28 protein-coding genes are annotated in these 24,552 nt (G+C 60.3%); 12 read left to right on the forward strand and 16 right to left on the reverse strand.

The window, feature by feature from the left end; genetic code table 11:
- Positions 1-356 precede the first annotated feature (356 nt).
- A complete protein-coding gene (icd, locus tag QOM08_RS10220) occupies positions 357-1,613 on the forward strand; it encodes an NADP-dependent isocitrate dehydrogenase (protein ID WP_047227723.1) in 1,257 nt (418 codons plus the stop codon).
- 81 nt (positions 1,614-1,694) lie between these two features.
- On the opposite strand, the gene cspD is transcribed toward icd, so the two are convergent.
- Positions 1,695-1,967, reverse strand: a complete 273-nt coding sequence (gene cspD, locus QOM08_RS10225; protein ID WP_047227722.1) for a cold shock domain-containing protein CspD — start codon at positions 1,965-1,967, stop codon at positions 1,695-1,697.
- A gap of 227 nt (positions 1,968-2,194) precedes the next feature.
- On the opposite strand from cspD, the gene clpS reads away from it, so the two are divergent.
- Both clpS and clpA read left to right on the forward strand, forming a co-directional pair.
- Complete coding sequence (clpS, locus tag QOM08_RS10230) at positions 2,195-2,557, forward strand: ATP-dependent Clp protease adapter ClpS (RefSeq protein WP_015094394.1); 363 nt, start codon at positions 2,195-2,197, stop codon at positions 2,555-2,557.
- A 29-nt stretch (positions 2,558-2,586) separates the two neighbouring features.
- On the forward strand, positions 2,587-4,857 hold the full coding sequence (gene clpA / locus QOM08_RS10235) for an ATP-dependent Clp protease ATP-binding subunit ClpA (protein WP_047227721.1): 2,271 nt from the start codon (positions 2,587-2,589) through the stop codon (positions 4,855-4,857).
- 244 nt (positions 4,858-5,101) lie between these two features.
- Here the strand turns inward: clpA and infA are convergent, their stop codons facing one another.
- The 4 genes from infA to trxB all read right to left on the reverse strand — a co-directional run bounded on the left by infA (position 5,102) and on the right by trxB (position 7,896).
- A complete protein-coding gene (gene infA, locus QOM08_RS10240; protein ID WP_002553999.1) occupies positions 5,102-5,320 on the reverse strand; it encodes a translation initiation factor IF-1 in 219 nt (72 codons plus the stop codon).
- 100 nt (positions 5,321-5,420) lie between these two features.
- Positions 5,421-6,128, reverse strand: coding sequence for an arginyltransferase (locus QOM08_RS10245; protein WP_047227720.1), 708 nt, complete (start codon positions 6,126-6,128; stop codon positions 5,421-5,423).
- 57 nt (positions 6,129-6,185) lie between these two features.
- On the reverse strand, positions 6,186-6,866 hold the full coding sequence (gene aat, locus QOM08_RS10250; protein ID WP_047227754.1) for a leucyl/phenylalanyl-tRNA--protein transferase: 681 nt from the start codon (positions 6,864-6,866) through the stop codon (positions 6,186-6,188).
- Positions 6,867-6,936: 70 nt separating this feature from the next.
- Positions 6,937-7,896, reverse strand: a complete 960-nt coding sequence (gene trxB / locus QOM08_RS10255; protein ID WP_316912928.1) for a thioredoxin-disulfide reductase — start codon at positions 7,894-7,896, stop codon at positions 6,937-6,939.
- A 318-nt stretch (positions 7,897-8,214) separates the two neighbouring features.
- Between trxB and QOM08_RS10260 the strand changes: the two genes are divergently transcribed.
- The 6 genes from QOM08_RS10260 to cysG all read left to right on the forward strand — a co-directional run bounded on the left by QOM08_RS10260 (position 8,215) and on the right by cysG (position 15,859).
- Complete coding sequence (locus QOM08_RS10260; RefSeq protein ID WP_076385477.1) at positions 8,215-10,620, forward strand: DNA translocase FtsK; 2,406 nt, start codon at positions 8,215-8,217, stop codon at positions 10,618-10,620.
- Between the two features lie 58 nt (positions 10,621-10,678).
- On the forward strand, positions 10,679-11,302 hold the full coding sequence (gene lolA / locus QOM08_RS10265) for an outer membrane lipoprotein chaperone LolA (protein ID WP_047227717.1): 624 nt from the start codon (positions 10,679-10,681) through the stop codon (positions 11,300-11,302).
- Between the two features lie 169 nt (positions 11,303-11,471).
- A complete protein-coding gene (locus tag QOM08_RS10270; protein WP_316912929.1) occupies positions 11,472-12,797 on the forward strand; it encodes a replication-associated recombination protein A in 1,326 nt (441 codons plus the stop codon).
- Positions 12,794-13,168 carry a fluoride efflux transporter CrcB gene (gene crcB / locus QOM08_RS10275; protein ID WP_047227715.1) on the forward strand — a complete coding sequence of 125 codons (375 nt, stop codon included), beginning with the start codon at positions 12,794-12,796 and terminating at the stop codon, positions 13,166-13,168. The genes QOM08_RS10270 and crcB overlap by 4 nt, the downstream gene beginning before the upstream one ends.
- Positions 13,169-13,183: 15 nt before the next feature.
- Complete coding sequence (serS, locus tag QOM08_RS10280; protein ID WP_047227714.1) at positions 13,184-14,464, forward strand: serine--tRNA ligase; 1,281 nt, start codon at positions 13,184-13,186, stop codon at positions 14,462-14,464.
- The gene (cysG, locus tag QOM08_RS10285) at positions 14,465-15,859 is read left to right on the forward strand and encodes a siroheme synthase CysG (RefSeq protein WP_316912930.1); all 1,395 of its coding nucleotides are present in this window, start codon (positions 14,465-14,467) and stop codon (positions 15,857-15,859) included.
- A gap of 157 nt (positions 15,860-16,016) precedes the next feature.
- Here cysG and QOM08_RS10290 read toward each other — a convergent pair whose 3' ends face one another.
- The 10 genes from QOM08_RS10290 to QOM08_RS10335 form a co-directional block, all read right to left on the reverse strand.
- Complete coding sequence (locus QOM08_RS10290) at positions 16,017-16,541, reverse strand: nucleotidyltransferase family protein (RefSeq protein ID WP_410479139.1); 525 nt, start codon at positions 16,539-16,541, stop codon at positions 16,017-16,019.
- Positions 16,542-16,724: 183 nt separating this feature from the next.
- Positions 16,725-17,135: an NUDIX hydrolase gene (locus tag QOM08_RS10295; protein ID WP_274091063.1), complete on the reverse strand. Its 411-nt coding sequence runs from the start codon at positions 17,133-17,135 to the stop codon at positions 16,725-16,727.
- Between the two features lie 125 nt (positions 17,136-17,260).
- Positions 17,261-18,265 (reverse strand): glutathione S-transferase family protein, encoded by a 1,005-nt coding sequence (locus QOM08_RS10300; protein WP_274091062.1) that lies wholly within the window; start codon positions 18,263-18,265, stop codon positions 17,261-17,263.
- Positions 18,266-18,353: 88 nt separating this feature from the next.
- Positions 18,354-19,355: a glycosyl transferase family protein gene (locus QOM08_RS10305; protein ID WP_274091061.1), complete on the reverse strand. Its 1,002-nt coding sequence runs from the start codon at positions 19,353-19,355 to the stop codon at positions 18,354-18,356.
- Positions 19,352-19,687 carry a TusE/DsrC/DsvC family sulfur relay protein gene (locus tag QOM08_RS10310; protein ID WP_316912931.1) on the reverse strand — a complete coding sequence of 112 codons (336 nt, stop codon included), beginning with the start codon at positions 19,685-19,687 and terminating at the stop codon, positions 19,352-19,354. Before QOM08_RS10310 ends, QOM08_RS10305 begins: the two co-directional genes overlap by 4 nt.
- Positions 19,684-19,977 (reverse strand): sulfurtransferase complex subunit TusB, encoded by a 294-nt coding sequence (tusB, locus tag QOM08_RS10315; protein ID WP_316912932.1) that lies wholly within the window; start codon positions 19,975-19,977, stop codon positions 19,684-19,686. The genes QOM08_RS10310 and tusB overlap by 4 nt, the downstream gene beginning before the upstream one ends.
- Positions 19,977-20,339 (reverse strand): sulfurtransferase complex subunit TusC, encoded by a 363-nt coding sequence (gene tusC, locus QOM08_RS10320; protein WP_281459367.1) that lies wholly within the window; start codon positions 20,337-20,339, stop codon positions 19,977-19,979. The genes tusB and tusC overlap by 1 nt, the downstream gene beginning before the upstream one ends.
- Complete coding sequence (gene tusD / locus QOM08_RS10325) at positions 20,339-20,731, reverse strand: sulfurtransferase complex subunit TusD (RefSeq protein WP_047227753.1); 393 nt, start codon at positions 20,729-20,731, stop codon at positions 20,339-20,341. The genes tusC and tusD overlap by 1 nt, the downstream gene beginning before the upstream one ends.
- Positions 20,732-20,822: 91 nt before the next feature.
- Positions 20,823-21,158 carry a DUF6388 family protein gene (locus tag QOM08_RS10330; RefSeq protein ID WP_316912933.1) on the reverse strand — a complete coding sequence of 112 codons (336 nt, stop codon included), beginning with the start codon at positions 21,156-21,158 and terminating at the stop codon, positions 20,823-20,825.
- Between the two features lie 2 nt (positions 21,159-21,160).
- On the reverse strand, positions 21,161-21,421 hold the full coding sequence (locus QOM08_RS10335; protein WP_047227706.1) for a hypothetical protein: 261 nt from the start codon (positions 21,419-21,421) through the stop codon (positions 21,161-21,163).
- A 142-nt stretch (positions 21,422-21,563) separates the two neighbouring features.
- On the opposite strand from QOM08_RS10335, the gene QOM08_RS10340 reads away from it, so the two are divergent.
- Positions 21,564-21,914 carry a hypothetical protein gene (locus QOM08_RS10340; RefSeq protein WP_047227705.1) on the forward strand — a complete coding sequence of 117 codons (351 nt, stop codon included), beginning with the start codon at positions 21,564-21,566 and terminating at the stop codon, positions 21,912-21,914.
- A gap of 177 nt (positions 21,915-22,091) precedes the next feature.
- Here QOM08_RS10340 and QOM08_RS10345 read toward each other — a convergent pair whose 3' ends face one another.
- A complete protein-coding gene (locus QOM08_RS10345) occupies positions 22,092-22,526 on the reverse strand; it encodes a GNAT family N-acetyltransferase (protein ID WP_076385461.1) in 435 nt (144 codons plus the stop codon).
- A gap of 201 nt (positions 22,527-22,727) precedes the next feature.
- Between QOM08_RS10345 and QOM08_RS10350 the strand changes: the two genes are divergently transcribed.
- Together QOM08_RS10350 and QOM08_RS10355 are read left to right on the forward strand one after the other, a co-directional pair.
- Positions 22,728-23,261 (forward strand): cysteine hydrolase family protein, encoded by a 534-nt coding sequence (locus QOM08_RS10350; protein ID WP_047227703.1) that lies wholly within the window; start codon positions 22,728-22,730, stop codon positions 23,259-23,261.
- 37 nt (positions 23,262-23,298) lie between these two features.
- Positions 23,299-24,525, forward strand: a complete 1,227-nt coding sequence (locus tag QOM08_RS10355; RefSeq protein ID WP_139050640.1) for an HTH domain-containing protein — start codon at positions 23,299-23,301, stop codon at positions 24,523-24,525.
- Positions 24,526-24,552: the final 27 nt, after the last annotated feature.

Below are 24,552 nucleotides of genomic sequence, written 5' to 3' on the forward strand. Positions count from 1 at the left end.
TCAGTCGAGCGTCAAGCGGTCGGGCCGCGGTAACGGTCCGGCTTTCAACGGGCCGAAAGTCTTGTGATAGAGCCATCAGCCGTCGTGACCCTGTGGTCAGCGGCGGCATTATACATAGGTAGCTGGCGATCTGCCGATGGTTCATATACTTGCGTACTCGTCCATTGGTCTAAACGTCGCAGTGCTAGAGGAGCAGGCTATGCTCACGTTTGGCGCTTTTCCCTTGTTTTTCAGGGTTGTACACCGCGAACTGCAACGCTTTTCCCCGGATGAGCCTAACGTAGGGTTTGCGCGCCGATACAACTGGGGTACGCTCGAACGCAGCCAGATGTTCAATCCAAGCAATGGAGTTCAGCATGGGGTATCAAAAGATTCAGGTTCCAGCCGTCGGTGACAAAATCACCGTCAATGCAGACCATTCTCTTAATGTTCCCGACAACCCGATCATCCCCTTCATTGAAGGCGACGGCATTGGCGTCGATATCAGCCCGGTCATGATCAAGGTGGTGGACGCTGCGGTTCAGAAGGCCTATGGCGGCAAGCGCAAGATTTCCTGGATGGAAGTCTACGCCGGTGAGAAAGCAACTCAGGTTTACGACCAGGACACCTGGCTGCCCCAGGAAACCCTGGACGCGGTCAAAGACTACGTGGTTTCCATCAAGGGCCCGCTGACCACGCCGGTCGGTGGTGGTATTCGCTCGCTGAACGTCGCCCTGCGCCAGCAGCTCGATTTGTATGTATGCCTGCGTCCGGTGCGCTGGTTCGAAGGCGTGCCAAGCCCGGTCAAGAAGCCTGGCGACGTGGACATGACGATCTTCCGTGAGAACTCCGAAGACATCTACGCCGGTATCGAGTGGAAAGCCGGTTCGCCCGAAGCCACCAAGGTCATCAAGTTCCTGAAAGAAGAAATGGGCGTTACCAAGATCCGTTTCGACGAGAATTGCGGCATCGGCGTCAAGCCGGTTTCCAAGCAGGGCACTCAGCGTCTGGCCCGCAAGGCCTTGCAATATGTAGTGGATAACGATCGCGATTCGCTGACCATCGTGCATAAAGGCAACATCATGAAGTTCACCGAAGGTGCCTTCAAGGAGTGGGCCTACGAAGTGGCGGCCGAGGAATTCGGCGCGACCCTGCTCGACGGTGGGCCTTGGATGCAGTTCAAGAACCCGAGAACCGGCAAGAACGTCATCGTCAAGGACGCTATCGCCGATGCCATGCTCCAGCAAATCCTGCTGCGCCCGGCCGAATACGATGTGATCGCGACCCTGAACCTCAACGGCGACTACCTCTCCGACGCCCTGGCGGCGGAAGTGGGGGGCATTGGTATTGCGCCGGGCGCCAACCTGTCCGACACCGTGGCGATGTTCGAAGCCACCCACGGCACGGCACCCAAGTATGCCGGCAAGGACCAGGTCAACCCGGGTTCGCTGATCCTGTCGGCGGAAATGATGCTGCGGCACATGGGCTGGACCGAAGCGGCCGACCTGATCATCAAGGGCACCAACGGCGCGATTTCGGCCAAGACCGTGACCTATGACTTCGAGCGCCTGATGGACGGCGCCACGCTGTTGTCTTCCTCGGCCTTCGGTGATGCACTGATCTCGCACATGTAAGCGGATCGGCAGTCAGCAAAAAAATGCCCGGCTGGAGTGATCGAGTCGGGCATTGTTGTTGTCAGGGGAGGCTTGTGCCGATCAATGGGCTTCAGTGGTCATGGCATTGACGGGGGTAGCGCAAGAGGTATCTTCGACGGTGTCGGGTGCAATATTGACCGCGTGCAGGCCCTTGGGCCCCTGGATGACTTCGAACGTGACGCGTTGTCCGGCTCTCAGGGTTTTATAGCCATCCATCTGAATCGCCGAGTAATGGGCGAAAAGGTCTTCATCCCTGCCGTTTGCGATAATGAAACCGTAGCCCTTGGCATTGTTGAACCATTTGACTTTGCCACTCATCTTGACGACCGACATAGGCCATATCCCTCTGCAACACACTCCGTCAGTGGAGTATCATCCAATCCATCCGCAGGCTAATCTTGGAAAACAGGATCGATTCCACGGACCTTTTTAACCCACGATGGGCTCTATTGGTTGTAACACCGTTTTCCCGATAGTCAAGGTGACCCGGCGAACGTGGTTGAAATCGCCTACAAGCGCCCCCATCACTGTATTTGCCAACTAAACGAACCTTTCTTTCCATGCATGCAATCAGCCAGATTCGACTAACATTCAATCAGGATCGCCCGGATCTACATGACGACGATTCCGCAGGCATTGCTGTTCAGGAAGCAAAGCCTGCATTACAGGCGCCACCGATGTACAAGGTGGTTTTGTTCAACGATGACTACACACCGATGGATTTCGTCGTCGAAGTGCTCGAGGTGTTTTTTAACCTGAATCGCGAGCTGGCGACCAAGGTCATGCTGGCCGTACATACAGAGGGACGGGCAGTATGTGGAGTGTTTACCCGCGACATCGCCGAGACGAAGGCCATGCAGGTCAACCAGTACGCCCGGGAAAGCCAGCATCCGCTACTCTGTGAAATCGAGAAGGACGGTTAACGCCGACCACTTGGGTATGAGGTGAAGCTATGTTAAACCGCGAGCTCGAAGTCACCCTCAATCTTGCCTTCAAGGAGGCTCGTTCGAAGCGTCATGAATTCATGACCGTCGAGCACCTGCTGCTGGCCCTATTGGATAACGAGGCTGCCGCCACCGTTTTGCGTGCCTGCGGCGCAAACCTCGATAAACTCAAGCATGATTTGCAGGAGTTCATCGACTCCACCACGCCATTGATCCCCGTTCATGACGAGGATCGCGAAACCCAGCCAACCCTGGGCTTCCAGCGTGTCCTGCAGCGTGCTGTCTTTCATGTACAGAGCTCGGGTAAGCGTGAAGTGACCGGCGCCAACGTGCTGGTCGCCATCTTCAGCGAACAGGAAAGCCAGGCGGTTTTCCTGCTCAAGCAGCAGAGTGTTGCGCGCATCGATGTCGTCAATTACATCGCCCATGGCATTTCCAAGGTACCTGGGCACGGCGATCACTCCGAAGGTGAACAGGATATGCAGGATGACGAGGGCGGTGAGTCTTCTTCTTCGGGCAATCCGCTGGACGCCTATGCCAGCAATCTGAATGAACTGGCGCGCCAGGGGCGTATCGATCCACTGGTCGGACGCGAGGCGGAAGTCGAGCGGGTCGCGCAGATCCTGGCTCGACGCCGCAAGAACAATCCGCTGCTGGTGGGCGAGGCGGGCGTGGGCAAGACTGCGATCGCCGAAGGCCTGGCCAAGCGCATCGTTGATAACCAGGTGCCGGACCTGCTCGCCAACAGTGTGGTGTATTCCCTCGATCTGGGGGCCTTGCTGGCGGGCACCAAGTACCGCGGTGATTTCGAGAAGCGCTTCAAGGCATTGCTGGGCGAGCTGAAAAAGCGTCCGCAGGCGATCCTGTTTATCGACGAAATCCACACCATCATTGGTGCCGGTGCCGCGTCCGGTGGGGTCATGGATGCCTCGAACCTGCTCAAGCCGCTGCTGTCTTCGGGTGATATCCGTTGCATCGGTTCGACCACGTTCCAGGAATTTCGCGGGATCTTCGAAAAAGACCGTGCCCTGGCCCGGCGTTTCCAGAAAGTCGATGTGTCGGAGCCTTCGGTGGAAGACACCATCGGTATCCTGCGTGGGCTGAAGGGGCGTTTCGAACTGCACCACAATATCGAATACAGCGATGAAGCCCTGCGCGCCGCTGCTGAGCTGGCCTCGCGCTATATCAATGACCGGCATATGCCGGACAAGGCCATTGATGTTATCGACGAGGCGGGTGCCTATCAGCGGCTTCAGCCAGTGGAGAAGCGCGTCAAGCGCATCGAAGTGCCACAGGTCGAAGACATCGTGGCGAAAATCGCGCGGATTCCGCCCAAGCACGTCACCAGTTCCGACAAGGAGCTGCTGCGTAATCTGGAGCGTGACCTGAAGCTGACCGTGTTCGGTCAGGATGCAGCCATCGATTCGCTGTCCACCGCCATCAAGTTGTCTCGCGCCGGACTCAAGTCGCCGGACAAACCAGTGGGTTCTTTCCTGTTCGCAGGTCCCACCGGTGTCGGCAAGACCGAGGCCGCACGGCAATTGGCCAAGGCGATGGGGATCGAGCTGGTTCGCTTCGACATGTCCGAGTACATGGAGCGTCACACCGTATCGCGTCTGATTGGTGCGCCTCCGGGATATGTCGGTTTCGACCAGGGCGGCCTGCTGACCGAGGCCATCACCAAGCAGCCGCATTGCGTGCTCTTGCTCGATGAAATCGAGAAGGCGCATCCGGAAGTCTTCAACCTGCTCCTGCAGGTCATGGATCACGGTACGCTGACCGACAACAACGGGCGCAAGGCGGATTTCCGCAATGTGATCATCATCATGACCACCAACGCTGGCGCCGAAACCGCGGCTCGCGCTTCGATCGGTTTCACCCATCAGGACCATTCGTCCGATGCGATGGAAGTGATCAAGAAGAGCTTCACGCCTGAATTCCGCAACCGCCTGGACACCATTATCCAGTTTGGTCGCCTCAGCCATGAGGTCATCAAGAGTGTGGTGGACAAGTTCCTTACCGAACTTCAGGCGCAGCTCGAAGACAAGCGTGTGCTGCTGGAAGTCACCGATGCGGCCCGCAGTTGGCTGGCGGCCGGTGGTTACGATGTGACGATGGGGGCACGGCCGATGGCTCGCCTGATCCAAGACAAGATCAAGCGTCCACTGGCGGAGGAGATCCTCTTTGGCGAACTGGCCGAACATGGCGGTGTGGTCCACATCGACATCAAGGACGGCGAGCTGACCTTCGACTTCGAAACCACAGCTGAAATGGCCTGATCGTTACACGCAGGAAAACAAAAGGCGCCGAAAGGCGCCTTTTTGCTTTTCCGAACTCACATCAATCCCTTGTGGGAGCGAGCTTGCTCGCGATGGCGGCGGTACATTCGGCATTGGGGCAAGCTGGCCCACAGCTATCGCGAGCAAGCTCGCTCCCACAGGGTTTTGTGTGTTCATGGAGAGAGGGGCAAATCCCAGACAAACAAAAACGCCCGGCATCAGCCGGGCGTTTTGTATTGACTTGTTAGCGAGCGCGGTAAGTGATGCGCCCTTTGCTCAAGTCATAGGGCGTCAGCTCGACGCGCACTTTGTCACCGGTAAGAATACGAATGTAGTTCTTGCGCATCTTGCCGGAGATGTGCGCGGTTACGACGTGCCCATTTTCCAACTCCACACGAAACATGGTGTTGGGCAGGGTGTCGACGACAGTGCCTTCCATTTCGAAGCTGTCTTCTTTCGACATGCAGTAAAGCCCTCGGTATCCAGTGAATGGCCCGGTGCAACTGCGCCAGGCAAAAGCGGCGTGCATTGTGCCCGAAAAAGGGGGTTTAAGCCAAGGGGTTCTAACTGAGGACGACCCATCTCTGGTTAATCAGCAATTCGATGGGGCGATATTGGGTCTTGTAATTCATTTTTTTGCAGTTTTTGATCCAGTAGCCCAAGTACACCGCTTCCAGCCCGAGGCGCCGGGCTTCGTTGATCTGCCAGAGGATGGCAAAACGCCCCAGACTGCGCCGTTCTTCGTCGGGCTCGTAGAAGGTGTACACCGCCGAAAGCCCGTTGGGCAGCAGGTCTGTGACGGCGATGGCCACCAGTCGCCCTTCGAGGCGGAACTCATAGAAGCGGGAAAAGGGCAGGTCGCGGACCAGAAAGGTCGAAAACTGATCACGACTGGGCGGGTACATGTCGCCGTCGGCGTGGCGCTGCTCGATGTAGCGCTGGTACAGATCGAAGTACTCCTCGCTGAACTGCGGCTTGGCTGGCCGGACCTGCAGGTCGGCGTTGCGCTTGAAAATCCGCTTCTGCTGGCGATTGGGTACAAACTGAGCCACGGGAATGCGCGCCGGCACGCACGCATTGCAATGTTGGCAATGGGGCCGGTAGAGATGATCGCCGCTGCGACGGAAGCCCATCTCCGACAGATCTGCGTAGACATGCACATCCATGGGCTGGCTAGGGTCGAGGAACAGCGTCGTGGCCTGCTCCTCGGGCAGGTAACTGCAAGAGTGGGGTTGAGTGGCATAAAACTTCAAGCGCGCCAACTCGGTCATGATCAACCCTCGGGAGTAAGCTTTGGATTAAGTGTAAGCCAGGAGCGCCATTGTCGCTCAGCAAACCCAGGTTGCGTGGTTGGGCTGGTCCAGATGCGCCTTGAGGTAGCCGGCAAACTCAGCCCTTGGGATCGACCGGGCGCCGAGGCTGTGCAGGTGTTCGGTGGGCATTTGGCAGTCGATCAGCACGAAACCGGCCGCTTTGAGATGTTGGACCAGGGTGGCGAAGCCGAATTTCGAGGCGTTATCGGCCCGACTGAACATGGACTCGCCAAAAAACAGCTGCCCCATGGCCAGGCCATACAGGCCGCCCACCAATATACCCTGGTCCCATACCTCCACTGAATGGGCGAAACCGCGTCGATGCAGCTCCAGATAGGCGGTTTGCATGGCCTCGGTGATCCAGGTGCCGTCAGCATAGTCCCGGGGCGCGGCGCAGGCCTCGATGACAGCGGCAAAGTCCTTGTCGAACGTCACGGCATAGCGTTGCTTGCGCAGGAGCTTGCCGAGGCTGCGCGATACATGCAGTTCGTCGGGAAACAATACGGTGCGTGGATCCGGTGACCACCACAAGATCGGCTGGCCTTCGGAGAACCACGGGAAACAGCCGTGGCGATAGGCCCGGATCAGCCGATCGGCGGACAGGTCGCCACCGGCGGCCAGCAAGCCATTGGGGTCGCTCAGGGCTTTGGCCAGTGGCGGGAAATCGAACGTGTTGCGTTGTAGCCAAGTCAGCATGGTCATCCGGGCGTGCAGAAGGGGAGGGCGGGTCTTGTGCGCAGACAAGAGGCCGCCTAAAGGTTAACCGTCAAGCCACCGGAATGTCATCGAGATACTTCTCGGCGTCGAGTGCGGCCATGCAACCGGCGCCTGCCGATGTAATGGCCTGTCGATACACGTGATCGGCCACGTCGCCGGCGGCGAACACGCCTTCGATATCGGTTGCAGTGGCATTGCCCTCGCTGCCGCCGCGGACGATCAGGTAGCCGTCGCGCATTGTCAGTTGGCCCTGGAACAACTCGGTGTTGGGTTGATGGCCGATAGCGATAAACACGCCGGCCAGCGACAAGGTGCTGGTCTGGCCGGTCTCACTTTGGCGCAGACGCGCGCCGGTGACGCCGCTGGCGTCACCCAGCACTTCATCCAGATTCTGCTTCCAGTGCAGTTTCACATTGCCGTGGCGGGCTTTTTCGAACAGCTTGTCCTGCAGTATTTTCTCTGCGCGCAGTTTGTCCCGGCGGTGAATCAGGTGTACCTCACGGGCGATGTTGGACAGGTACAAAGCCTCCTCAACCGCCGTATTGCCACCACCGACCACCGCCACTACCTGATTGCGGTAAAAGAATCCGTCGCAGGTTGCGCAGGCGGAAACGCCCCTGCCGGCGAAGGTCTGCTCCGAGGCCAGGCCCAGGTATTGGGCTGAAGCGCCAGTGGCGATAATCAGCGCGTCGCAGGTGTAGGTGCCGCTGTCGCCGATGAGTTCGAAAGGGCGCTGTTGCAACTTGGCGGTGTGGATATGGTCGTAGACGATCTGCGTGTCGAAGCGCTCGGCGTGGCGTTGCATGCGTTCCATCAGCACCGGACCGGTCAAACCCTCGACATCGCCGGGCCAATTGTCGACTTCGACAGTGGTGGTGAGCTGGCCACCGGCCTGCAGGCCAGTAATGACAACGGGTTTGAGGTTGGCACGGGCGGCATAGACAGCGGCGCTGTATCCCGCAGGGCCGGAACCGAGAATGATCAGGCGTGAATGCTTCACTTCGCTCATAAAAACACCTCATAAGCCTTTGTCACGAAAGAGAATGCATGCTCCAATTGACGCCAACACAGCTGGTTTTTGGCTATGCTGTAGCCCATCGTGCGGACAATGCCTTGGGGCTGACAAACCCGTACAATGCTTGAGTTTTGAACGCAGGAGAGGCAAAAGATCAAAATCTTCGGCAACACCTGCGGTTTTCTGGATGCACGTCACAGTGGTAAAAGTAGTACCGGTTGTGCACATTCACTTTTTTGCCTGCTCGTGATGAGCAGTTTTTTATAGTCATTCAACAGATGGACGCGCCTTTGGCGCAGGAAAAGAAGCGTTTTGAAGAAATCCACCGCAGCACCTAAAACAGTCGTTCCGCTCTGGCGCCAGCAATTGCACTACCGGCTCAAGGAAGGTGCGTTGATCGCCATCGGCGCCTTGTGCCTGTTCCTGATGATGGCCTTGCTGACCTATGGCAAGGACGATCCGGGCTGGAGCCACAACAGCAAGATCGACGATGTGCAGAATTTCGGCGGTCCGGCCGGTTCCTACAGCGCTGACATCCTGTTCATGGTGCTGGGCTATTTCGCCTACATCTTTCCGCTTTTGCTGGCGATCAAGGCCTATCAGATTTTCCGTCAACGCCACGAGCCCTGGCAGTGGAGTGGCTGGCTGTTTTCCTGGCGCCTGATCGGCCTGGTGTTCCTGGTGCTGTCGGGCGCCGCGCTGGCCCATATCCATTTTCACGCTCCCACCGGCCTGCCGGCCGGAGCGGGCGGTGCGCTGGGGGAAAGTCTTGGCGAGCTGGCCAAGAACGCCCTGAACATCCAGGGCAGTACGCTGCTGTTCATCGCCCTGTTCCTGTTCGGCCTGACGGTGTTCACCGATTTGTCATGGTTCAAGGTGATGGATGTCACCGGCAAGATCACCCTGGACCTGATCGAGCTGATCCAGGGAGCGATGAATCGCTGGTGGGCGGCGCGCACCGAGCGCAAGCAACTGGTGGCGCAACTGCGCGAGGTGGATGACCGCGTCCACGACGTGGTGGCCCCGACCGTCACGGACAAGCGCGAGCAGGCCAAGGTCAAGGAACGCCTGATCGAACGTGAACAGGCCCTGAGCAAGCACATGTCCGAGCGCGAGAAACAGGTGCCGCCGGTCATCACCATGGCTCCGGCCAAGGCGCCGGAGCAGAGCAAGCGCGTGCAGAAAGAGAAACAGGCGCCGCTGTTCGTCGACAGTGCAGTGGAAGGCACCTTGCCGCCGATCTCGATCCTGGACCCGGCCGAAAAGAAACAGCTCAACTATTCCCCCGAATCCCTGGCGGCCGTCGGTCACCTGCTGGAAATCAAGCTCAAGGAGTTCGGCGTCGAGGTTTCGGTGGATTCGATCCACCCGGGCCCGGTGATTACCCGTTACGAAATCCAGCCGGCCGCGGGCGTGAAGGTCAGCCGTATCGCCAACCTGGCCAAGGACTTGGCACGTTCTCTGGCCGTGACCAGCGTGCGGGTAGTGGAAGTGATTCCCGGCAAGACCACCGTGGGCATCGAGATTCCCAACGAAGACCGGCAGATCGTGCGCTTCTCCGAAGTGCTCTCCACCCCTGAATACGACAACCACAAGTCGCCGGTCACCCTGGCCCTGGGCCATGACATCGGCGGCAAGCCGGTCATCACTGACCTGGCGAAAATGCCGCACCTGCTGGTGGCCGGTACCACCGGTTCCGGTAAGTCGGTGGGTGTGAACGCGATGATCCTGTCGATCCTGTTCAAGTCCGGCCCGGAAGACGCCAAGCTGATCATGATCGACCCGAAAATGCTCGAGCTGTCGATCTATGAAGGCATTCCGCACCTGCTGTGCCCGGTGGTGACCGACATGAAGGACGCCGCCAACGCCCTGCGCTGGAGCGTTGCCGAGATGGAGCGCCGCTACAAGCTGATGGCAAAGATGGGCGTGCGTAACCTGTCGGGCTTCAATGCCAAGGTCAAGGAGGCCGAAGAGGCCGGTACGCCGTTGAGCGACCCGCTGTACCACCGCGAGAACATCCACGACGAAGCGCCGCTGCTGCACAAGCTGCCGACCATCGTGGTGGTGGTGGACGAATTCGCCGACATGATGATGATCGTCGGCAAAAAGGTCGAAGAACTGATCGCCCGGATCGCCCAGAAGGCCCGTGCCGCTGGTATCCACCTGATTCTCGCGACGCAGCGGCCGTCGGTGGACGTGATCACCGGCCTGATCAAGGCCAACATTCCGACCCGCATGGCGTTCCAGGTGTCGAGCAAGATCGACTCGCGGACCATCATCGACCAGGGTGGCGCCGAGCAGTTGCTGGGCCACGGTGACATGCTCTACATGCCGCCGGGCACCAGCCTGCCGATTCGTGTGCACGGTGCGTTCGTGTCCGACGATGAAGTGCACCGGGTCGTTGAAGCCTGGAAACTGCGTGGCGCCCCTGAATACAACGACGACATCCTCAACGGTGTCGAGGAGGCCGGCAGCGGCTTTGAGGGCAGCAGTGGTGGTGGCGATGACGATGCCGAAACCGATGCGCTCTATGACGAAGCGGTGCAGTTTGTCCTGGAAAGCCGCCGGGCCTCGATTTCCGCCGTTCAGCGCAAGCTCAAGATCGGCTACAACCGTGCCGCACGCATGATCGAGGCCATGGAAATGGCCGGGGTCGTGACGGCGATGAACACCAACGGTTCGCGCGAAGTACTGGCGCCGGGCCCGATGCGCGATTAATGACCTGAGCGGCCTGGCGACACGCCGCTCGACCTCCCACGACTTCAAGAGGACTCCCATGCGCCTGATTCGCATGTTGCTGTTGCCCGTACTGGCCCTGACCACCTTGTCGGCCCATGCCGATGAAAAGGACGTGGCCCGCCTGACCCAGTTGCTGGAACGTTCCCAGACCCTGACCGCTCGCTTCTCCCAACTGACCCTCGACGGCAGTGGTACCCAGTTGCAGGAAACCGCCGGTGAGATGGCCTTGCAGCGTCCGGGCCTGTTCTATTGGCACACCGATGCACCGGCTGAACAACTGATGGTTTCCGATGGCAAGAAAGTCTCGCTGTGGGACCCGGACCTGGAACAGGTCACCATCAAGACCCTGGATCAGCGCCTGACCCAGACGCCGGCGTTGCTGCTCTCCGGCGATGTTTCCAAGATCAGCCAGAGTTTCGACATCAGCTCCAAAGAGGCCGGTGGCGTGATTGACTTCACCCTCAAGCCCAAGACCCGGGACAGCCTGTTCGACAGCCTGCGCCTGTCCTTTCGCAACGGTCTGGTCAACGACATGCAACTGATCGACAGTGTCGGTCAGCGCACCAATATCCTGTTCACCGGGGTCAAGGCCAACGAGCCGATCGCTGCGTCCAAGTTCAAGTTCGACATCCCCAAAGGTGCGGACGTGATCCAGGAGTAAACCCAAGCCCCCTGTGGGAGCGAGCTTGCTCGCGATAGCTGCATCACATTCAACATCTCCGTTGATTGACACACCGCTATCGCGAGCAAGCTCGCTCCCACAGGGGAACTGTGTTGTTCGTTGTTTAACTGATCGGCACCAGGACCCAGCGGAGGTTGCATAAGTAGTGATGGACCTGTTTCGAAGCGCCCCGATTGCCCAGCCATTGGCCGCCCGCCTGCGCGCGACCAACCTGGATGAGTACGTCGGCCAGGAGCATGTGCTCGCTCGCGGCAAGCCTCTGCGCGAAGCGCTGGAGCAGGGCGCGCTGCATTCGATGATTTTCTGGGGCCCGCCGGGCGTGGGCAAGACCACCCTGGCGCGGCTGCTGGCCGAAGTCTCGGATGCCCATTTCGAGACGGTTTCGGCGGTGCTGGCCGGGGTCAAGGAGATCCGCCAGGCGGTGGAGGTCGCCAAGCAGCAGGCCGGGCAATACGGCAAGCGCACCATCCTGTTTGTCGATGAAGTGCACCGTTTCAACAAGTCGCAGCAGGACGCGTTCCTGCCCTACGTCGAAGACGGGACGCTGATCTTCATTGGCGCGACCACCGAAAACCCTTCGTTTGAACTCAATAACGCCTTGCTGTCCCGGGCGCGGGTCTATGTGCTCAAGAGCCTCGACGAGGCGGCGATGCGCAAGCTGGTGCACCGGGCGCTGACCGAGGAACGCGGCATGGGCAAGCGCCAGTTGAGCCTGAGTGACGAAGGCTTCCAGATCCTGTTTTCGGCCGCCGATGGCGATGGCCGGCGCTTGCTCAACCTGCTGGAAAACGCCTCGGACCTGGTCGAAGACAACAGCGAGATCGGCGTCGAACTGCTGCAAAGCTTGTTGGGTGACACCCGTAGACGCTTCGACAAAGGCGGTGAGGCGTTCTACGACCAGATTTCGGCGCTGCACAAATCCATACGCGGCTCCAACCCCGACGCGGCGCTGTACTGGTTCGCCAGAATGATCGACGGCGGTTGCGATCCGTTGTACCTGGCGCGCCGAGTGGTGCGCATGGCCAGCGAAGACATCGGCAATGCCGATCCCCGCGCCCTGAGCCTGTGCCTGGCGGCCTGGGATGTGCAAGAACGCCTCGGCAGCCCGGAAGGCGAACTCGCCGTAGCCCAGGCCATCACCTACCTGGCTTGCGCGCCAAAGAGCAATGCGGTGTACATGGGCTTCAAGGCCGCGATGCGCAGCGCCACCGAGCATGGCTCCCTGGAAGTGCCGCTGCACCTGCGCAACGCGCCGACCAAACTGATGAAGCAATTGGGCTATGGCGATGAATACCGTTACGCTCACGACGAACCGGACGCCTATGCCGCCGGTGAAGACTATTTTCCCGAAGAACTCGAACCCCAGCCGTTCTATCAGCCGGTGCCCCGTGGCCTTGAACTGAAGATTGGCGAGAAACTCAATCATTTGGCACAACTGGACCGTCTGAGTCCAAGGCAGCGGAGAAAACCTTGATCCCCTTGATACTCGCAGTCTCCGCTGGTGGCGTTGCCGGCACGTTGTTGCGCTTTGCGACTGGCAATTGGGTCAACGCAAATTGGCCGCGGCACTTCTATACCGCCACGCTGGCCGTTAATATCGTGGGCTGTCTGCTGATCGGCGTTCTATACGGTCTGTTTTTGATTCGCCCCGAGGTGCCCATCGAGGTGCGCGCGGGGCTGTTGGTCGGCTTTCTTGGCGGCCTGACGACTTTTTCATCCTTTTCACTGGATACGGTGCGCCTGCTGGAAAGTGGGCAGGTGCCGCTGGCCCTGGGCTACGCGGCCATCAGCGTATTCGGCGGGCTGCTCGCCACCTGGGCTGGCCTGTCCCTGACCAAACTTTGATAACGAGAGACCGACATGCTCGATTCCAAACTGTTACGTAGCAACCTTCAGGACGTAGCGGACCGCCTGGCATCCCGTGGCTTCGCCCTGGACGTCGCGCGCATCGAAGCGCTGGAAGAACAGCGCAAGACCGTCCAGACCCGCACCGAAGCCCTGCAGGCTGAACGTAACGCGCGCTCCAAATCCATCGGTCAGGCCAAGCAGCGCGGCGAAGACATCGCACCGCTGATGGCCGATGTCGAGCGCATGGCGGGTGAGTTGAGTGCCGGCAAGGTCGAGCTGGACGCGATCCAGACCGAACTGGATTCGATCCTGCTGGGTATCCCCAACCTGCCGCATGAATCGGTCCCGGTCGGTGAAGATGAAGACGGCAACGTCGAAGTGCGCCGTTGGGGCACGCCCAAAGTCTTCGATTTCCCGGTGCAGGATCACGTTGCCCTGGGCGAGAAGTTCGGCTGGCTCGATTTCGAAACCGCCGCCAAGCTGTCGGGCGCCCGTTTTGCCTTGTTGCGCGGGCCGATTGCCCGTCTGCATCGCGCCCTGGCGCAGTTCATGATCAACCTGCACGTCACCGAGCACGGCTACGAAGAAGCCTACACGCCTTATCTGGTTCAGGCGCCAGCCTTGCAGGGTACTGGCCAGTTGCCGAAGTTCGAGGAGGACCTGTTCAAGATCAGCCGCGAAGGCGAGGCCGATCTGTACCTGATCCCTACCGCCGAAGTGTCGCTGACCAACATCGTCGCGGGCGAGATCGTCGACGCCAAGCAACTGCCCATCAAGTTCGTTGCCCACACACCGTGTTTCCGCAGTGAAGCCGGGGCATCGGGCCGTGACACCCGGGGCATGATCCGTCAGCATCAGTTCGACAAGGTCGAGATGGTGCAGATCGTCGAGCCCTCGGTGTCCATGCAAGCGCTGGAAAGCCTGACCGCCAACGCCGAGAAAGTCTTGCAACTGCTGGAGCTGCCGTATCGCACCCTGGCGCTGTGCACCGGCGACATGGGCTTCAGTGCGGTGAAGACTTACGACCTGGAAGTCTGGATCCCGAGCCAGGACAAGTACCGCGAGATTTCTTCGTGCTCCAACTGTGGCGACTTCCAGGCCCGCCGCATGCAGGCGCGTTTCCGCAACCCGGAAACCGGCAAGCCGGAACTGGTCCACACCCTCAATGGCTCCGGCCTGGCCGTGGGCCGCACCCTGGTGGCGGTACTGGAAAACTACCAGCAGGCCGACGGTTCGATCCGTGTGCCCGAGGTGTTGAAGCCCTACATGGGCGGCATCGAGGTCATCGGCTAAATGGACTATTTGCCACTGTTCCACAACCTGCGCGGCAGTCGCGTGCTGGTGGTCGGCGGCGGCGAGATTGCCTTGCGCAAGTCTCGCCTGCTGGCCGATGCCGGCGCGTTGTTGCGGGTGGTCGCACCGCATATCGAACCGCAGTTGCGGGAACTGGTCAGTGGCAGCGGTGGCGAGTGCGTCCTGCGCGGTTACCTTGAATCGGATCTGGACGGTTGCGGCCTGATCATTGCCGCCACCGACGACGAGCCACTTAACGCTCAGGTGTCGGCCGATGCCCACAAGCGCTGCGTGCCGGTCAACGTGGTGGATGCGCCGGCCCTGTGCAGCGTGATCTTCCCGGCGATTGTCGACCGCTCGCCGCTGGTGATCGCGGTGTCCAGCGGCGGCGATGCGCCGGTGCTGGCGCGGTTGATCCGGGCCAAGCTGGAAACCTGGATTCCTTCGACCTACGGACAACTGGCCGGGCTGGCGGCGCGTTTTCGCAGCCAGGTCAAAGGGCTGTTCCCGGATGTGCAGCAACGCCGGGCGTTCTGGGAAGAGGTGTTCCAGGGGCCGATCGCTGATCGACAGTTGGCCGGGCAGGGCGCCGAGGCCGAGCGCCTGCTGCGCGAAAAGATTGCAGGCCAGGCGCCGAATGCACCGGGTGAAGTCTATCTGGTGGGCGCAGGCCCTGGTGATCCGGACCTGCTGACCTTCCGCGCCTTGCGCCTGATGCAGCAGGCAGACGTGGTGCTTTACGACCGTTTGGTGGCTCCGGCGATCCTTGAGCTGTGCCGGCGTGACGCCGAGCGGATCTACGTCGGCAAGCGTCGCTCAGAGCACGCGGTGCCCCAGGAGCAGATCAACCAGCAATTGGTCGATCTGGCCCGGCAAGGCAAGCGGGTGGTGCGATTGAAGGGCGGTGATCCGTTCATCTTTGGCCGTGGCGGTGAAGAAATCGAAGAATTGGCGGCCCATGGCATCCCGTTCCAGGTGGTTCCGGGCATCACCGCCGCCAGCGGCTGCGCGGCCTACGCCGGGATCCCGCTGACCCATCGCGATTATGCCCAGTCGGTGCGATTCATCACCGGTCATCTGAAGGACGGCACCAGTGACTTGCCGTGGGCGGACTTGGTGTCGCCGGCGCAGACGTTGGTGTTCTACATGGGGTTGGTGGGGCTGCCGATCATCTGCGACGAGTTGATCAAGCACGGTCGCGCGGCGGACACACCGGCGGCGCTGATTCAGCAAGGCACCACCTCCAACCAGCGGGTGTTTACCGGCACCCTGGCAGATTTGCCGAAACTGGTGGCCGAGCATGAGGTTCATGCACCAACCCTGGTGATCGTTGGGGAAGTGGTGCAACTGCGCGAGAAACTGGCGTGGTTTGAAGGGGCTCAGGGGCAGGTCTAGACAGACCGTGTCGCTCCAATCGCGAGCAGGCTCGCTCCCACATTTGATCGCGTTCAGCCGAAGAGTTAAGGCCACGCCGATCCAATGTGGGAGCGGGCTTGCTCGCGAAGAGGCCCTCAACTGCAACAAAGATCTCGAATCAATCGTAAGCGTCCGGTTAAGTCGCCTCGACGTAAGGGGTAGGAGATAAAGGCGCTGACGCAAGCGTGAGCAGTGGCCATGTCTTCATCCAGTTTTTGGCCTTGAAGCGGTCTTGATAGATCTTTGTTTTCTCCGTGGCAAACCTCCCCGCGGGCCTGATAACCAACCCAAATAGATCATCAAGTCCCAGCGGTGCTGCGATCTCGCATGAACCTGCCTCTCGTAGTCTTACGGCTACCGCCGTTGCGGTTTCCGGCCAGTAGCGCATTGCGTCGGTAGTAGAAAGGTACGGTTCATCGCCATTCTGCACATGCATTCTGGCTTGGTTTTTTACAGACCACATTACGGTCGGATCTAGCCCCCTGAGGAGGGTCTCCAGAGCTTCATCTTCCTCTGGGGCGCAACGCCTAGCATCAAACCAAATGACGTCGACGTCTGTTGAGACAGGAGACGAACTGCGCCCGTGCAAATAGTCCCAAACCGCGTTTCGTACGAAACCTGCTCCTATCCAGCAGTCTGGCAAATTGAGGGAGTGAACCATTTCAAGTAGTCGCCACCGAACGGGGTCATCTGAAATAATCGCTTGGATTATCGAAATATCGTCCACTAAGAACTCCCTCCTTATCTTAAAGACGTGCTGACACGGCTGCCAACGCAGCGGTCAAGTGAAATCGCTCATCGGTGGGCGCCGGCCTGGCTGACTCAAGAAGAGCTGGATACACACTTAGACTTCAGCAAGGGTAGTCCTGAGAAAGCTTAAAGCATCCTTGAAAACCTGATGCCATTTTTCAGAAGGCTCACTCATTAGTGGATGCCAAAAAAATCTGAACTCATGACCTCCATCATCTTCTGCAAAATGCACCCAAGTATCGGGAAGGTCTTGGGCAACATGACATTCATGAAATGCCCACGTGTGCCCCGTTTCAATGGCACTCCACTCGCCCAAATTTCGCCCTGCCGAGGATTGAATCCCTGCTTCTTCCATCAGCTCTCGCACGGCAGCCAATTCGGTTGACTCACCTGATTCCACACTGCCCTTGACCAGTTGTAGGCCTGCCTGTGGATGCTCAAATGCCAAGATTTCCAGCCTTTCACGGGCTCGCAGAACCACAGGACAAGATTTATCTGCTCTCATGCCGTCACACCTTTTCCTGTTTCAACTAATCCTTATGCAAGTCGAGAAGCATAGGGAAAACAAGCTGTCATCGAAACCGAATGACGCGAAAGCCTCGTCAAGGTGTGTTGAGCGTCCGCTTACAATCAATCCCGGGCCCCAAGCCAAATCCCTTTCCCACTCAACCGCTCCCGATCATGGGCAACCCTGAAGTCCTGCTCCGGCCCCTTGGGCACGATTCCGTTGGGGTTGATGGTCTTGTGGCTGCCGTAGTAATGGCGCTGGATATGGGTGAAGTCCACAGTCTCGGCAATCCCCGGCCACTGGTACAACTCCCGCAACCAGTTCGACAGGTTCGGATAATCCGCAATGCGCCGCAGGTTGCATTTGAAATGGCCGAAATACACTGCGTCAAAGCGGATGATGGTGGTGAACAGGCGGATATCGGCTTCGGTCAGGTATTCACCGGCCAGGTAGCGTCGGGTTTGCAGCAATGCTTCCAAGCGGTCCAGCTCAGCGAACAAACCATCGAACGCTTCTTCGTAGGCCGCCTGAGTGGTGGCGAACCCGGCGCGGTACACGCCATTGTTCACAGCCGGGTAAATGCGTTCGTTCAATGCATCGATATCGTTGCGCAGGTGCTCAGGGTAGAGGTCCAGGTCGTTTCCGGTCAAGCCGTCGAAGGCGCTGTTGAACATGCGGATGATTTCCGCTGATTCGTTGTTGACGATGCGTTGTTGCCGTTTGTCCCACAGCGCTGGCACGGTGACGCGACCGGTGTAGTGCGGCGTATCGGCGGTGTAGCGCTGGTGCAGGAAATCCAGGTGATCGAGTTTGTCGCCAGTGGAGCCCTGACGCTTGTCGAAGGTCCAGCCGTTTTCCAGCATCAGGTAGCTGACCACCGAGACATCGATCAGGTCTTGCAGGCCTTTGAGGTTGCGATAGATCAGCGTCCGGTGGGCCCAGGGGCAGGCCAGGGATACATACAAATGGTAGCGCCCGGACTCGGCGGCAAATCCGCTGTCGCCCGTGGGGCCGGCGCTGCCGTCGGCGGTGATCCAATGGCGGCGTTGCGCCTGTTCACGCTGGAAGGTGCCGTCCTTGCTTTCATACCACTGGTCCTGCCAGCGACCTTCGACTAACAAACCCATCTCGATCTCCTCTACCAATAAACGTTGGAGAGGAGTCTATTCCCATAGGTTCGAACAAAAAGCGCAAAGGTTGGGCGTTGATGATCGGTTAAATCGATCGATCCCGCGCGGCCCAGTATTGGCGGGCTTGCTCTAACGCGTCTTCCCGAGCCAGACCCAGGCCGCGCAAGGCCAGGGCCATGGTGGCGATCAGCGCCAGTTGCGGGTAGCTGTCTTCAACATCGCCTCGCCAGATGGCTTTGAGGTGCTCAGGGTCGAGGCTTTGCGGTTTGACGTGGCGCTGTTCGGCCAGTCGCGGCCATTCCTCATCCCAGCTCACACCGTCGCGGGTGCCATACAGGTGGCTGTCGGCGTCCGGGTTGATCTCGATCTCGCCACCGTCGCCCTTGATCACGATGGTGGTGTCTCCCAGCAAACCGCTGGCATCGCGGTGGACCGCCTGGTAGCCCGGATGGAAAATGCTTTGCAGCCCGCAACGGGCGCCCAGGGGGTTGAGGATCCGCGCCAGGGAATGGATCGGTGAACGCAAGCCCAGGGTGTTGCGCAGGTCAATCATCCGTTGCATCTGCGGTGCCCAGTCCACCAATGGCATGAAGGCCAGGCCACCGTCGTCCAGCGCTGCGCCAACCTGCTGCCAGTCGCGGCACAGGGGGATGTTCAGGAAGCCAAGCAGTTGTTCGGTGTAGAGCCGGCCCGCCGTATGCGCGCCGCCGCCATGCATGAAAATCCGCACACCGTTCTGCCCGAGGCATTTGGCCGCCAGCAGGTACCACGGTAAATGACGCTTCTTGCCGGCGTAGGTCGGCCAGTCCAGATCCACCGCCAACGCTGGGGTCTGCAGGCGCTCACGCAAGGCTTGGGTGAAACCGGTCATTTCTTCGGCGCTTTCTTCCTTGTGCCGCAATAGCATCAGGAAGGCGCCGAGCTGGGTGTCCTCGACTTGCTCGTCCAGCACCATGCCCATGGCTTGCCGCGCTTCTTCGCGGGTCAGGTCACGGGCGCCGCGCTTGCCTTTGCCGAGGATGCGCACGAATTGGGCGAACGGATGTTCGGCCGGGGTCTCAAGGGTCAGCGATGGGAAGTCGGTCATAAGCAGTTCGTCGGTTTGGGCAGGCCCGCCAGCTTGGCGGCGAGTTTGGCGGGGGTGCCTTTGAACAATCGGTTCAGGTGCAGGCTGTTGCCCTTGTCGGCGCCCAGTTTCAGCGCCGTGTACTTGATCAGCGGCCGGGTCGCGGGGGAGAGCTGGAATTCGTTGTAGAAGCCGCGCAGCAGTTCGAGGACCTCCCAGTGTTCGGGGCCCAATTCGATGTCTTCGGCGGCCGCCAGGGCTGTGGCGACTTCGGCCGACCAGTCATTGAGATCGGCCAGGTAGCCGTCCTTGTCCAGCGCAATGGCGCGTTGGCCCACGTTCAGCACGTTCATAACCAGGTGTTGACCTTGTCATGGTGGACCGATAGCGCGACGAACGCCGGGTAGTCGATGGCCTCGGCCCATTGCGGAATGTCCAGGGCCCGGGCTTGTGCGTCTTCGCCAAGCACGAAAAGCTTCAGGCCTCTGCGCTGCAGTTCTGCAAACGGCACCGCGGCGGCTCCCAAGGCGTATGTCGCGTCGCCGCACAGCAGCAGTGCGTCCTGCTCGCCCAGTACCCGCAGGCAACTGGCGAAGCGGCTATCGCCGAAGGGGGAATGAGACAACACATGCAAAGTCGACATCAGAGGGTGATCACCTGGTCATAACGATCAATGAGCGCGGCGATCTGCGGCGCGCTGAGTATTTTCAGCTCGTCCAGCGCCAGGGCAGCGGTTGCGACGCCACGTTCGGCGGCACTGTCGGCGCAGACGTAGAGGTCCTCGACGCCAAACATGGGCAACGCCTGCAAGTTCGCGCTCAGGTCCTTTTGCTGGAGCGCCTTGGCGTTCTGGCCGTTGGCGAGCTGAAAGACGCCGTCGTCGAGGAACAGCAGGCCGATGGGCAGGTCGAACGCGCCGCCGGCCAGCACGATGTCCAGCGCTTCCCGGGCCCCGGGGCCCGACCAGGGAGCCTGGCGGCTGATGAGTAACAAGGATTTGGCCATTACGCGCCTCCAAAACAGATCAAGCGGTCGGCGTCCTGGATCGCATCATGCAACTGGCCCAGGCCGGACAAGGCCCAGGGCGCACTGACGCTGACCGCCGAACGCTGGTAGCGCTGGGCCTCTTCATCGTTCAGCACGCCACGGCGCAACGCCGCTGCGATGCAAACCACGCCGTCGAGCTGGTTGTCGCTGACAAAGGCGCGCCACTGTCGGGGCAGATCTTGTTCATCCTGGGGCGTTACGAGGCTGTCGGCAGCGTTATAGACGCCATCCTGATAGAAGAACAGCCGCACGATTTCATGCCCACCGGCCAGCGCGGCCTGGGCAAACAACAGGGCGCGGCGCGAGGAGGGCGCATGGGCGGCGGAAAACAACGCGATGGCAAACTTCATGACAGACCCGATCAGCAAAACTGCGGCCATGATAAAGCTTTATGGACGGGGGGGCGATTGCCAGGAAAGGGGCGAGCGCCACAGGAAGTACTCAGCCTTGGTTTTTGAGACCATTCAACTCGCAATATTCCGCCCACTCCATCCCCGCCATCTGCGCCACCTCCTTGTGGACTTCCATGCGCTGGTTTTCATAGTCCTGGGGCGAGGTGGCGGTCAGTTGCAGGGTCAGTTCCCAAGCGAACAGGCCCTGATGCTCAGCCTCGGCTTCGAATGCTTCATGCAAGCGCTGGGCGCGATATTGCGCGGCGGTCTCGCCCTTGGCCTGGGCCAACAGCGGGTTGAGGTTGTCCAGCTCGACGCGCAGGTCGGGGCGTGCATCGAGAAATTTTTCCAGCGCTCGTTCATGTTGCTGTTCGGTTGCCGCCATGGTCACTCCTTGGGTGCCGGGGGTTGTTTCTTGCTGGCCTTGGCCGCAGCGGCCAGGCATTCGAGGGCGAACTGTTCGGTGTAGGTCATCTGTATCGGCGTGGTTTCGCCCTTGACGGTGCGTTCGCCGTCGAGGATGTAGCGAATCCGCTTGTCGGTGACGCCGATTCGCTTGGCGATCCAGGCCGGGGTCTGGCCGATCTGGCTGATCAGTTTGTCAGCGTATTCGGTGCTGGGTTTGTAGAACTCGGCATTGGGTGTCATGGGCTGTTCCGCGCGGGCAAGTGGCAATGGCGCGACAGGTTGCGCGAATCATCGCCCGGTGTCGCGTATAAATTTCAGTAAAGCAGCATGAAGGCCCAGGTCGCAGTGCTACAGTCGGTTTTTTTCTCTATGAGTGAACGCAATGCGAATGCTGATGGTGGCCGTGGCCGCAACGTTGCTGGTTGGCTGCGCGGGTTCGGCGATGAACCAGGCCCGTACTCAAGCACCCTATAAGACATTGACTTCGGACAAACCGCAGCAGGTGGTGGCCGAGTGTGTGCAGTTTTCCTGGCAGGACGAAGCTGTGTTTGGCGTCGATGCCGGTGCCTATCTGCAACCCGGCAAGACGGGTGGCATGACCGTGTACACCCGCTCGGCTGAGTCGTTTGTGGATCTGCAAACCAGCGCTTCCGGCACGGCGCTGAACTACTACGCCCGGCATGACGACTTTGTTGCCAAGCGTCGGTTGGCGGCGTTGGCGACTTGTCTGTAGACCACTTGCACTGCTATCGCGAGCAGGCTCGCTCCCACAGGTTTTTGTGTCGTTTGCAGATCCTGTGAACACTCGCAACCCATATGGGAGCGAGCCTGCTCGCGATGAGGCTGGCACAGCCCACATCACCGCAGTTGACCCACCGCTATCGCGAGTAAGTCCACAATAGCCTGTATTTCACTCGGTCTGGCTCAGGCGCTTCTGGAAGAAGAAGCGCTGGTGGCCCGGCGGGTAATCGTCGATCTGGCCGATTTCCGTGAAGCCGAGTTGCCTGTAGAACGCGGGCGCCTGGAAGTCGAAGGTGTCCAGCCACATGCCCACGCAGTTTTTCTCTCGGGCAAAGTCTTCGGCCATCTGCATCAACGTCGAACCGGTGCCCTGGCCACGGGCCTGTTCCGGCACCACCAGCAACTCGATATAAAACCATTGAAAGAACACTCGACCGTAGAGCCCGCCCACGGTTTCGCCGCTGTGTTCGTCGCGCACCAGCCAGGCGACCAACTCAGGCACCGTCCCGCCGGTCTTGGCCGTGTTGTAGGCGCGCAGCGGGACGAGGATCGCCTCGCGGTCTTCTGCGGTGGGGGTGTCCGTACGTTCGATTCGTAGCGTCATCGGCAATGTCCTTGTGCGGTGGGGGATGAGCCGCACGAGCCTATCCCAAACCTGGCTTTTGCGTCACCCAAGCGACGGCGAACAGGCGTACTACGCAAACCGGGCCATACTGCCTAGTGTTTTGACGCGATCCGCGACAGGGAATGATCGCCAGGTTGTTAATCTGTTGTCGGGATCCAACACGTTTTGAAGAGGAACGTCATGAACACCGCATTGCTGATCATCGATGTCCAGAGCGCGCTGTGCAGCGGCCAAGAGGAGTGTTTCGACAGCCCACGCATGATCCGGACAATCAACGAGCTCAGCGCCAGGGCCAGGGCCGTCGGCTTGCCGGTGATCCTGATCCAGCACGAAGAGCTGGAGGGGGCGCTGACTTATGGTTCCAGCGCCTGGCAACTGGCCGACGGCCTGTTGACCGCACCGGATGACCTGCGAGTACGCAAGACCACGCCGGACGCCTTCTACCAGACCGATCTGCTGTCGCTGCTGCAAGCGCGGATGATTGATCGCGTGGTGATCTGCGGGTTGCAAACCGACTATTGCGTCAACGCCACCGTACGTCAGGCCCATGCCCTGGGTTACGACGTGGTGCTGGCCGCGGACGCCCATTCCACCGTGGACAACGGCAGCATGGCGGCCGAGCAGATCATTGCCAACCACAACAACCGGCTGGGACGCCTGAGCAGCGCGGTGTCGCGGATCGATGTGCTGCCGGCGGGGGAAATCCGTCTCTGACCGCGACACCCAAACCTGTGGCGAGGGAAACCGGACGATGGCATCGGATGCGTTGATCAGCGCCGCAGCACGAGCACTGGCGGCGGGGGATCCGGTGGCCGCGCTCAATCGCGTTTCCCTGCGTGACGATGCGCCGGCCTTGGCGCTTCGCGGCATTGCCATGGCGCAGTTGGGCGAGCTGGAGCGGGCCAGGGTGCTGATGCGGCGGGCGGCTCGGGCCTTCGGGCCCCGGGAGGCCGTGGCACAGGCGCGGTGCGTGGTGGCCGAAGGGGAGATCGCCCTGGCGTCCCGTGATCTGGCTTGGCCGGTGAAGCGCCTGGAGGCTGCGCGGGCGGTGCTTGAACGCCAGGGCGACCGGACGAACGTCGCCCACGCACGCTCAATCGAAATCCGCCGCTTACTGCTGCTAGGCCATCTCGACGAGGCCGAGGCGAGGCTGGTTGACCTTGACCCGGGCTGTCTTCCACCGCCGTCCAGAGCCGCTTGCGAACTGGTGGTGGCGGGCATCGCCATGCGGCGGTTACGAACGAAAACCGCACGGGCGGCACTTGAACGTGCCACCCAGGCTGCGCGACAAGCCGGCATTGGCGCGCTGACTGCCGAAGTCGAAAGCGCCTGGGGCGTCCTGCAGGCTCCGGCGGCGCGTCTGATTGCAGGGGGCGAGGAGCGCTTGCTGACCCTTGAGGAGGTTGAAGCACTCCTGTCCAGCGACGCGTTGGTGGTGGACGCATGTCGCAATGGCGTGAACAGGGCGAGCCTGCGGATCTCTCTTGCCAGGCGCCCGGTGTTGTTCACCCTCGCCAGGCAATTGGCTCAAGCCTGGCCTGCCGATGTGTCCAGGGAATCCCTCGTTGCCCAGGCCTTTGGCTTGAAACTGACGGATGATTCCCATCGCGCCCGACTGCGTGTTGAAGTCGGGCGCTTGCGGGTGGCGCTGCGCCCGCTGGCCGAGGTGACGGCGACCCGGCGTGGGTTTGCTCTGGTGCCGCGCAGGGAGGGCGAAGTGGTGGTGCTGGCGCGTCCTGTAGAAGAGCCCCACGCCGCAGTGCTGGCGTTGCTGGCCGATGGCCAATCCTGGTCCAGTTCCGCCCTGGCGCTGGCCCTGGAGGTCAGCCAGCGCACCGTGCAACGGGCCCTCGACACGCTGGCCGCGTCCGGCAAGGTGCAGTCGGTCGGGCGTGGGCGGGCCTGTCGCTGGCTGGCGCCACCGTTGCCCGGATTCACGACGGTATTGTTACTCACCGCGCTGCTGCCCGATGGTTAGGATGCAGTCACACCCCAACGAGGAGGC

It is taken from the genome of Pseudomonas sp. P105, from assembly GCF_032614175.1.
GTDB lineage: Bacteria > Pseudomonadota > Gammaproteobacteria > Pseudomonadales > Pseudomonadaceae > Aquipseudomonas > Aquipseudomonas rhizophila.

Coding starts and splice junctions, on each gene's coding strand:
- QOM08_RS10330 (WP_316912933.1), bottom strand. CDS start 21,158: ATGGCGGCAACCGAACAGCAACATGAACGAGCGCTGGAAAAATTTCTC.
- QOM08_RS10350 (WP_047227703.1), top strand. CDS start 22,728: ATGAACACCGCATTGCTGATCATCGATGTCCAGAGCGCGCTGTGCAGC.
- clpA (WP_047227721.1), top strand. CDS start 2,587: ATGTTAAACCGCGAGCTCGAAGTCACCCTCAATCTTGCCTTCAAGGAG.
- tusD (WP_047227753.1), bottom strand. CDS start 20,731: ATGAAGTTTGCCATCGCGTTGTTTTCCGCCGCCCATGCGCCCTCCTCG.
- trxB (WP_316912928.1), bottom strand. CDS start 7,896: ATGAGCGAAGTGAAGCATTCACGCCTGATCATTCTCGGTTCCGGCCCT.
- QOM08_RS10355 (WP_139050640.1), top strand. CDS start 23,299: ATGGCATCGGATGCGTTGATCAGCGCCGCAGCACGAGCACTGGCGGCG.
- QOM08_RS10305 (WP_274091061.1), bottom strand. CDS start 19,355: ATGACCGACTTCCCATCGCTGACCCTTGAGACCCCGGCCGAACATCCG.
- icd (WP_047227723.1), top strand. CDS start 357: ATGGGGTATCAAAAGATTCAGGTTCCAGCCGTCGGTGACAAAATCACC.
- QOM08_RS10245 (WP_047227720.1), bottom strand. CDS start 6,128: ATGACCGAGTTGGCGCGCTTGAAGTTTTATGCCACTCAACCCCACTCT.
- tusB (WP_316912932.1), bottom strand. CDS start 19,977: ATGTCGACTTTGCATGTGTTGTCTCATTCCCCCTTCGGCGATAGCCGC.
- QOM08_RS10300 (WP_274091062.1), bottom strand. CDS start 18,265: ATGGGTTTGTTAGTCGAAGGTCGCTGGCAGGACCAGTGGTATGAAAGC.
- QOM08_RS10270 (WP_316912929.1), top strand. CDS start 11,472: ATGGACCTGTTTCGAAGCGCCCCGATTGCCCAGCCATTGGCCGCCCGC.
- infA (WP_002553999.1), bottom strand. CDS start 5,320: ATGTCGAAAGAAGACAGCTTCGAAATGGAAGGCACTGTCGTCGACACC.
- QOM08_RS10290 (WP_410479139.1), bottom strand. CDS start 16,541: ATGGTTCACTCCCTCAATTTGCCAGACTGCTGGATAGGAGCAGGTTTC.
- QOM08_RS10310 (WP_316912931.1), bottom strand. CDS start 19,687: ATGAACGTGCTGAACGTGGGCCAACGCGCCATTGCGCTGGACAAGGAC.
- QOM08_RS10335 (WP_047227706.1), bottom strand. CDS start 21,421: ATGACACCCAATGCCGAGTTCTACAAACCCAGCACCGAATACGCTGAC.
- cspD (WP_047227722.1), bottom strand. CDS start 1,967: ATGTCGGTCGTCAAGATGAGTGGCAAAGTCAAATGGTTCAACAATGCC.
- tusC (WP_281459367.1), bottom strand. CDS start 20,339: ATGGCCAAATCCTTGTTACTCATCAGCCGCCAGGCTCCCTGGTCGGGC.
- serS (WP_047227714.1), top strand. CDS start 13,184: ATGCTCGATTCCAAACTGTTACGTAGCAACCTTCAGGACGTAGCGGAC.
- QOM08_RS10345 (WP_076385461.1), bottom strand. CDS start 22,526: ATGACGCTACGAATCGAACGTACGGACACCCCCACCGCAGAAGACCGC.
- lolA (WP_047227717.1), top strand. CDS start 10,679: ATGCGCCTGATTCGCATGTTGCTGTTGCCCGTACTGGCCCTGACCACC.
- clpS (WP_015094394.1), top strand. CDS start 2,195: ATGCATGCAATCAGCCAGATTCGACTAACATTCAATCAGGATCGCCCG.
- QOM08_RS10340 (WP_047227705.1), top strand. CDS start 21,564: ATGCGAATGCTGATGGTGGCCGTGGCCGCAACGTTGCTGGTTGGCTGC.
- aat (WP_047227754.1), bottom strand. CDS start 6,866: ATGCTGACTTGGCTACAACGCAACACGTTCGATTTCCCGCCACTGGCC.
- cysG (WP_316912930.1), top strand. CDS start 14,465: ATGGACTATTTGCCACTGTTCCACAACCTGCGCGGCAGTCGCGTGCTG.
- QOM08_RS10295 (WP_274091063.1), bottom strand. CDS start 17,135: ATGAGAGCAGATAAATCTTGTCCTGTGGTTCTGCGAGCCCGTGAAAGG.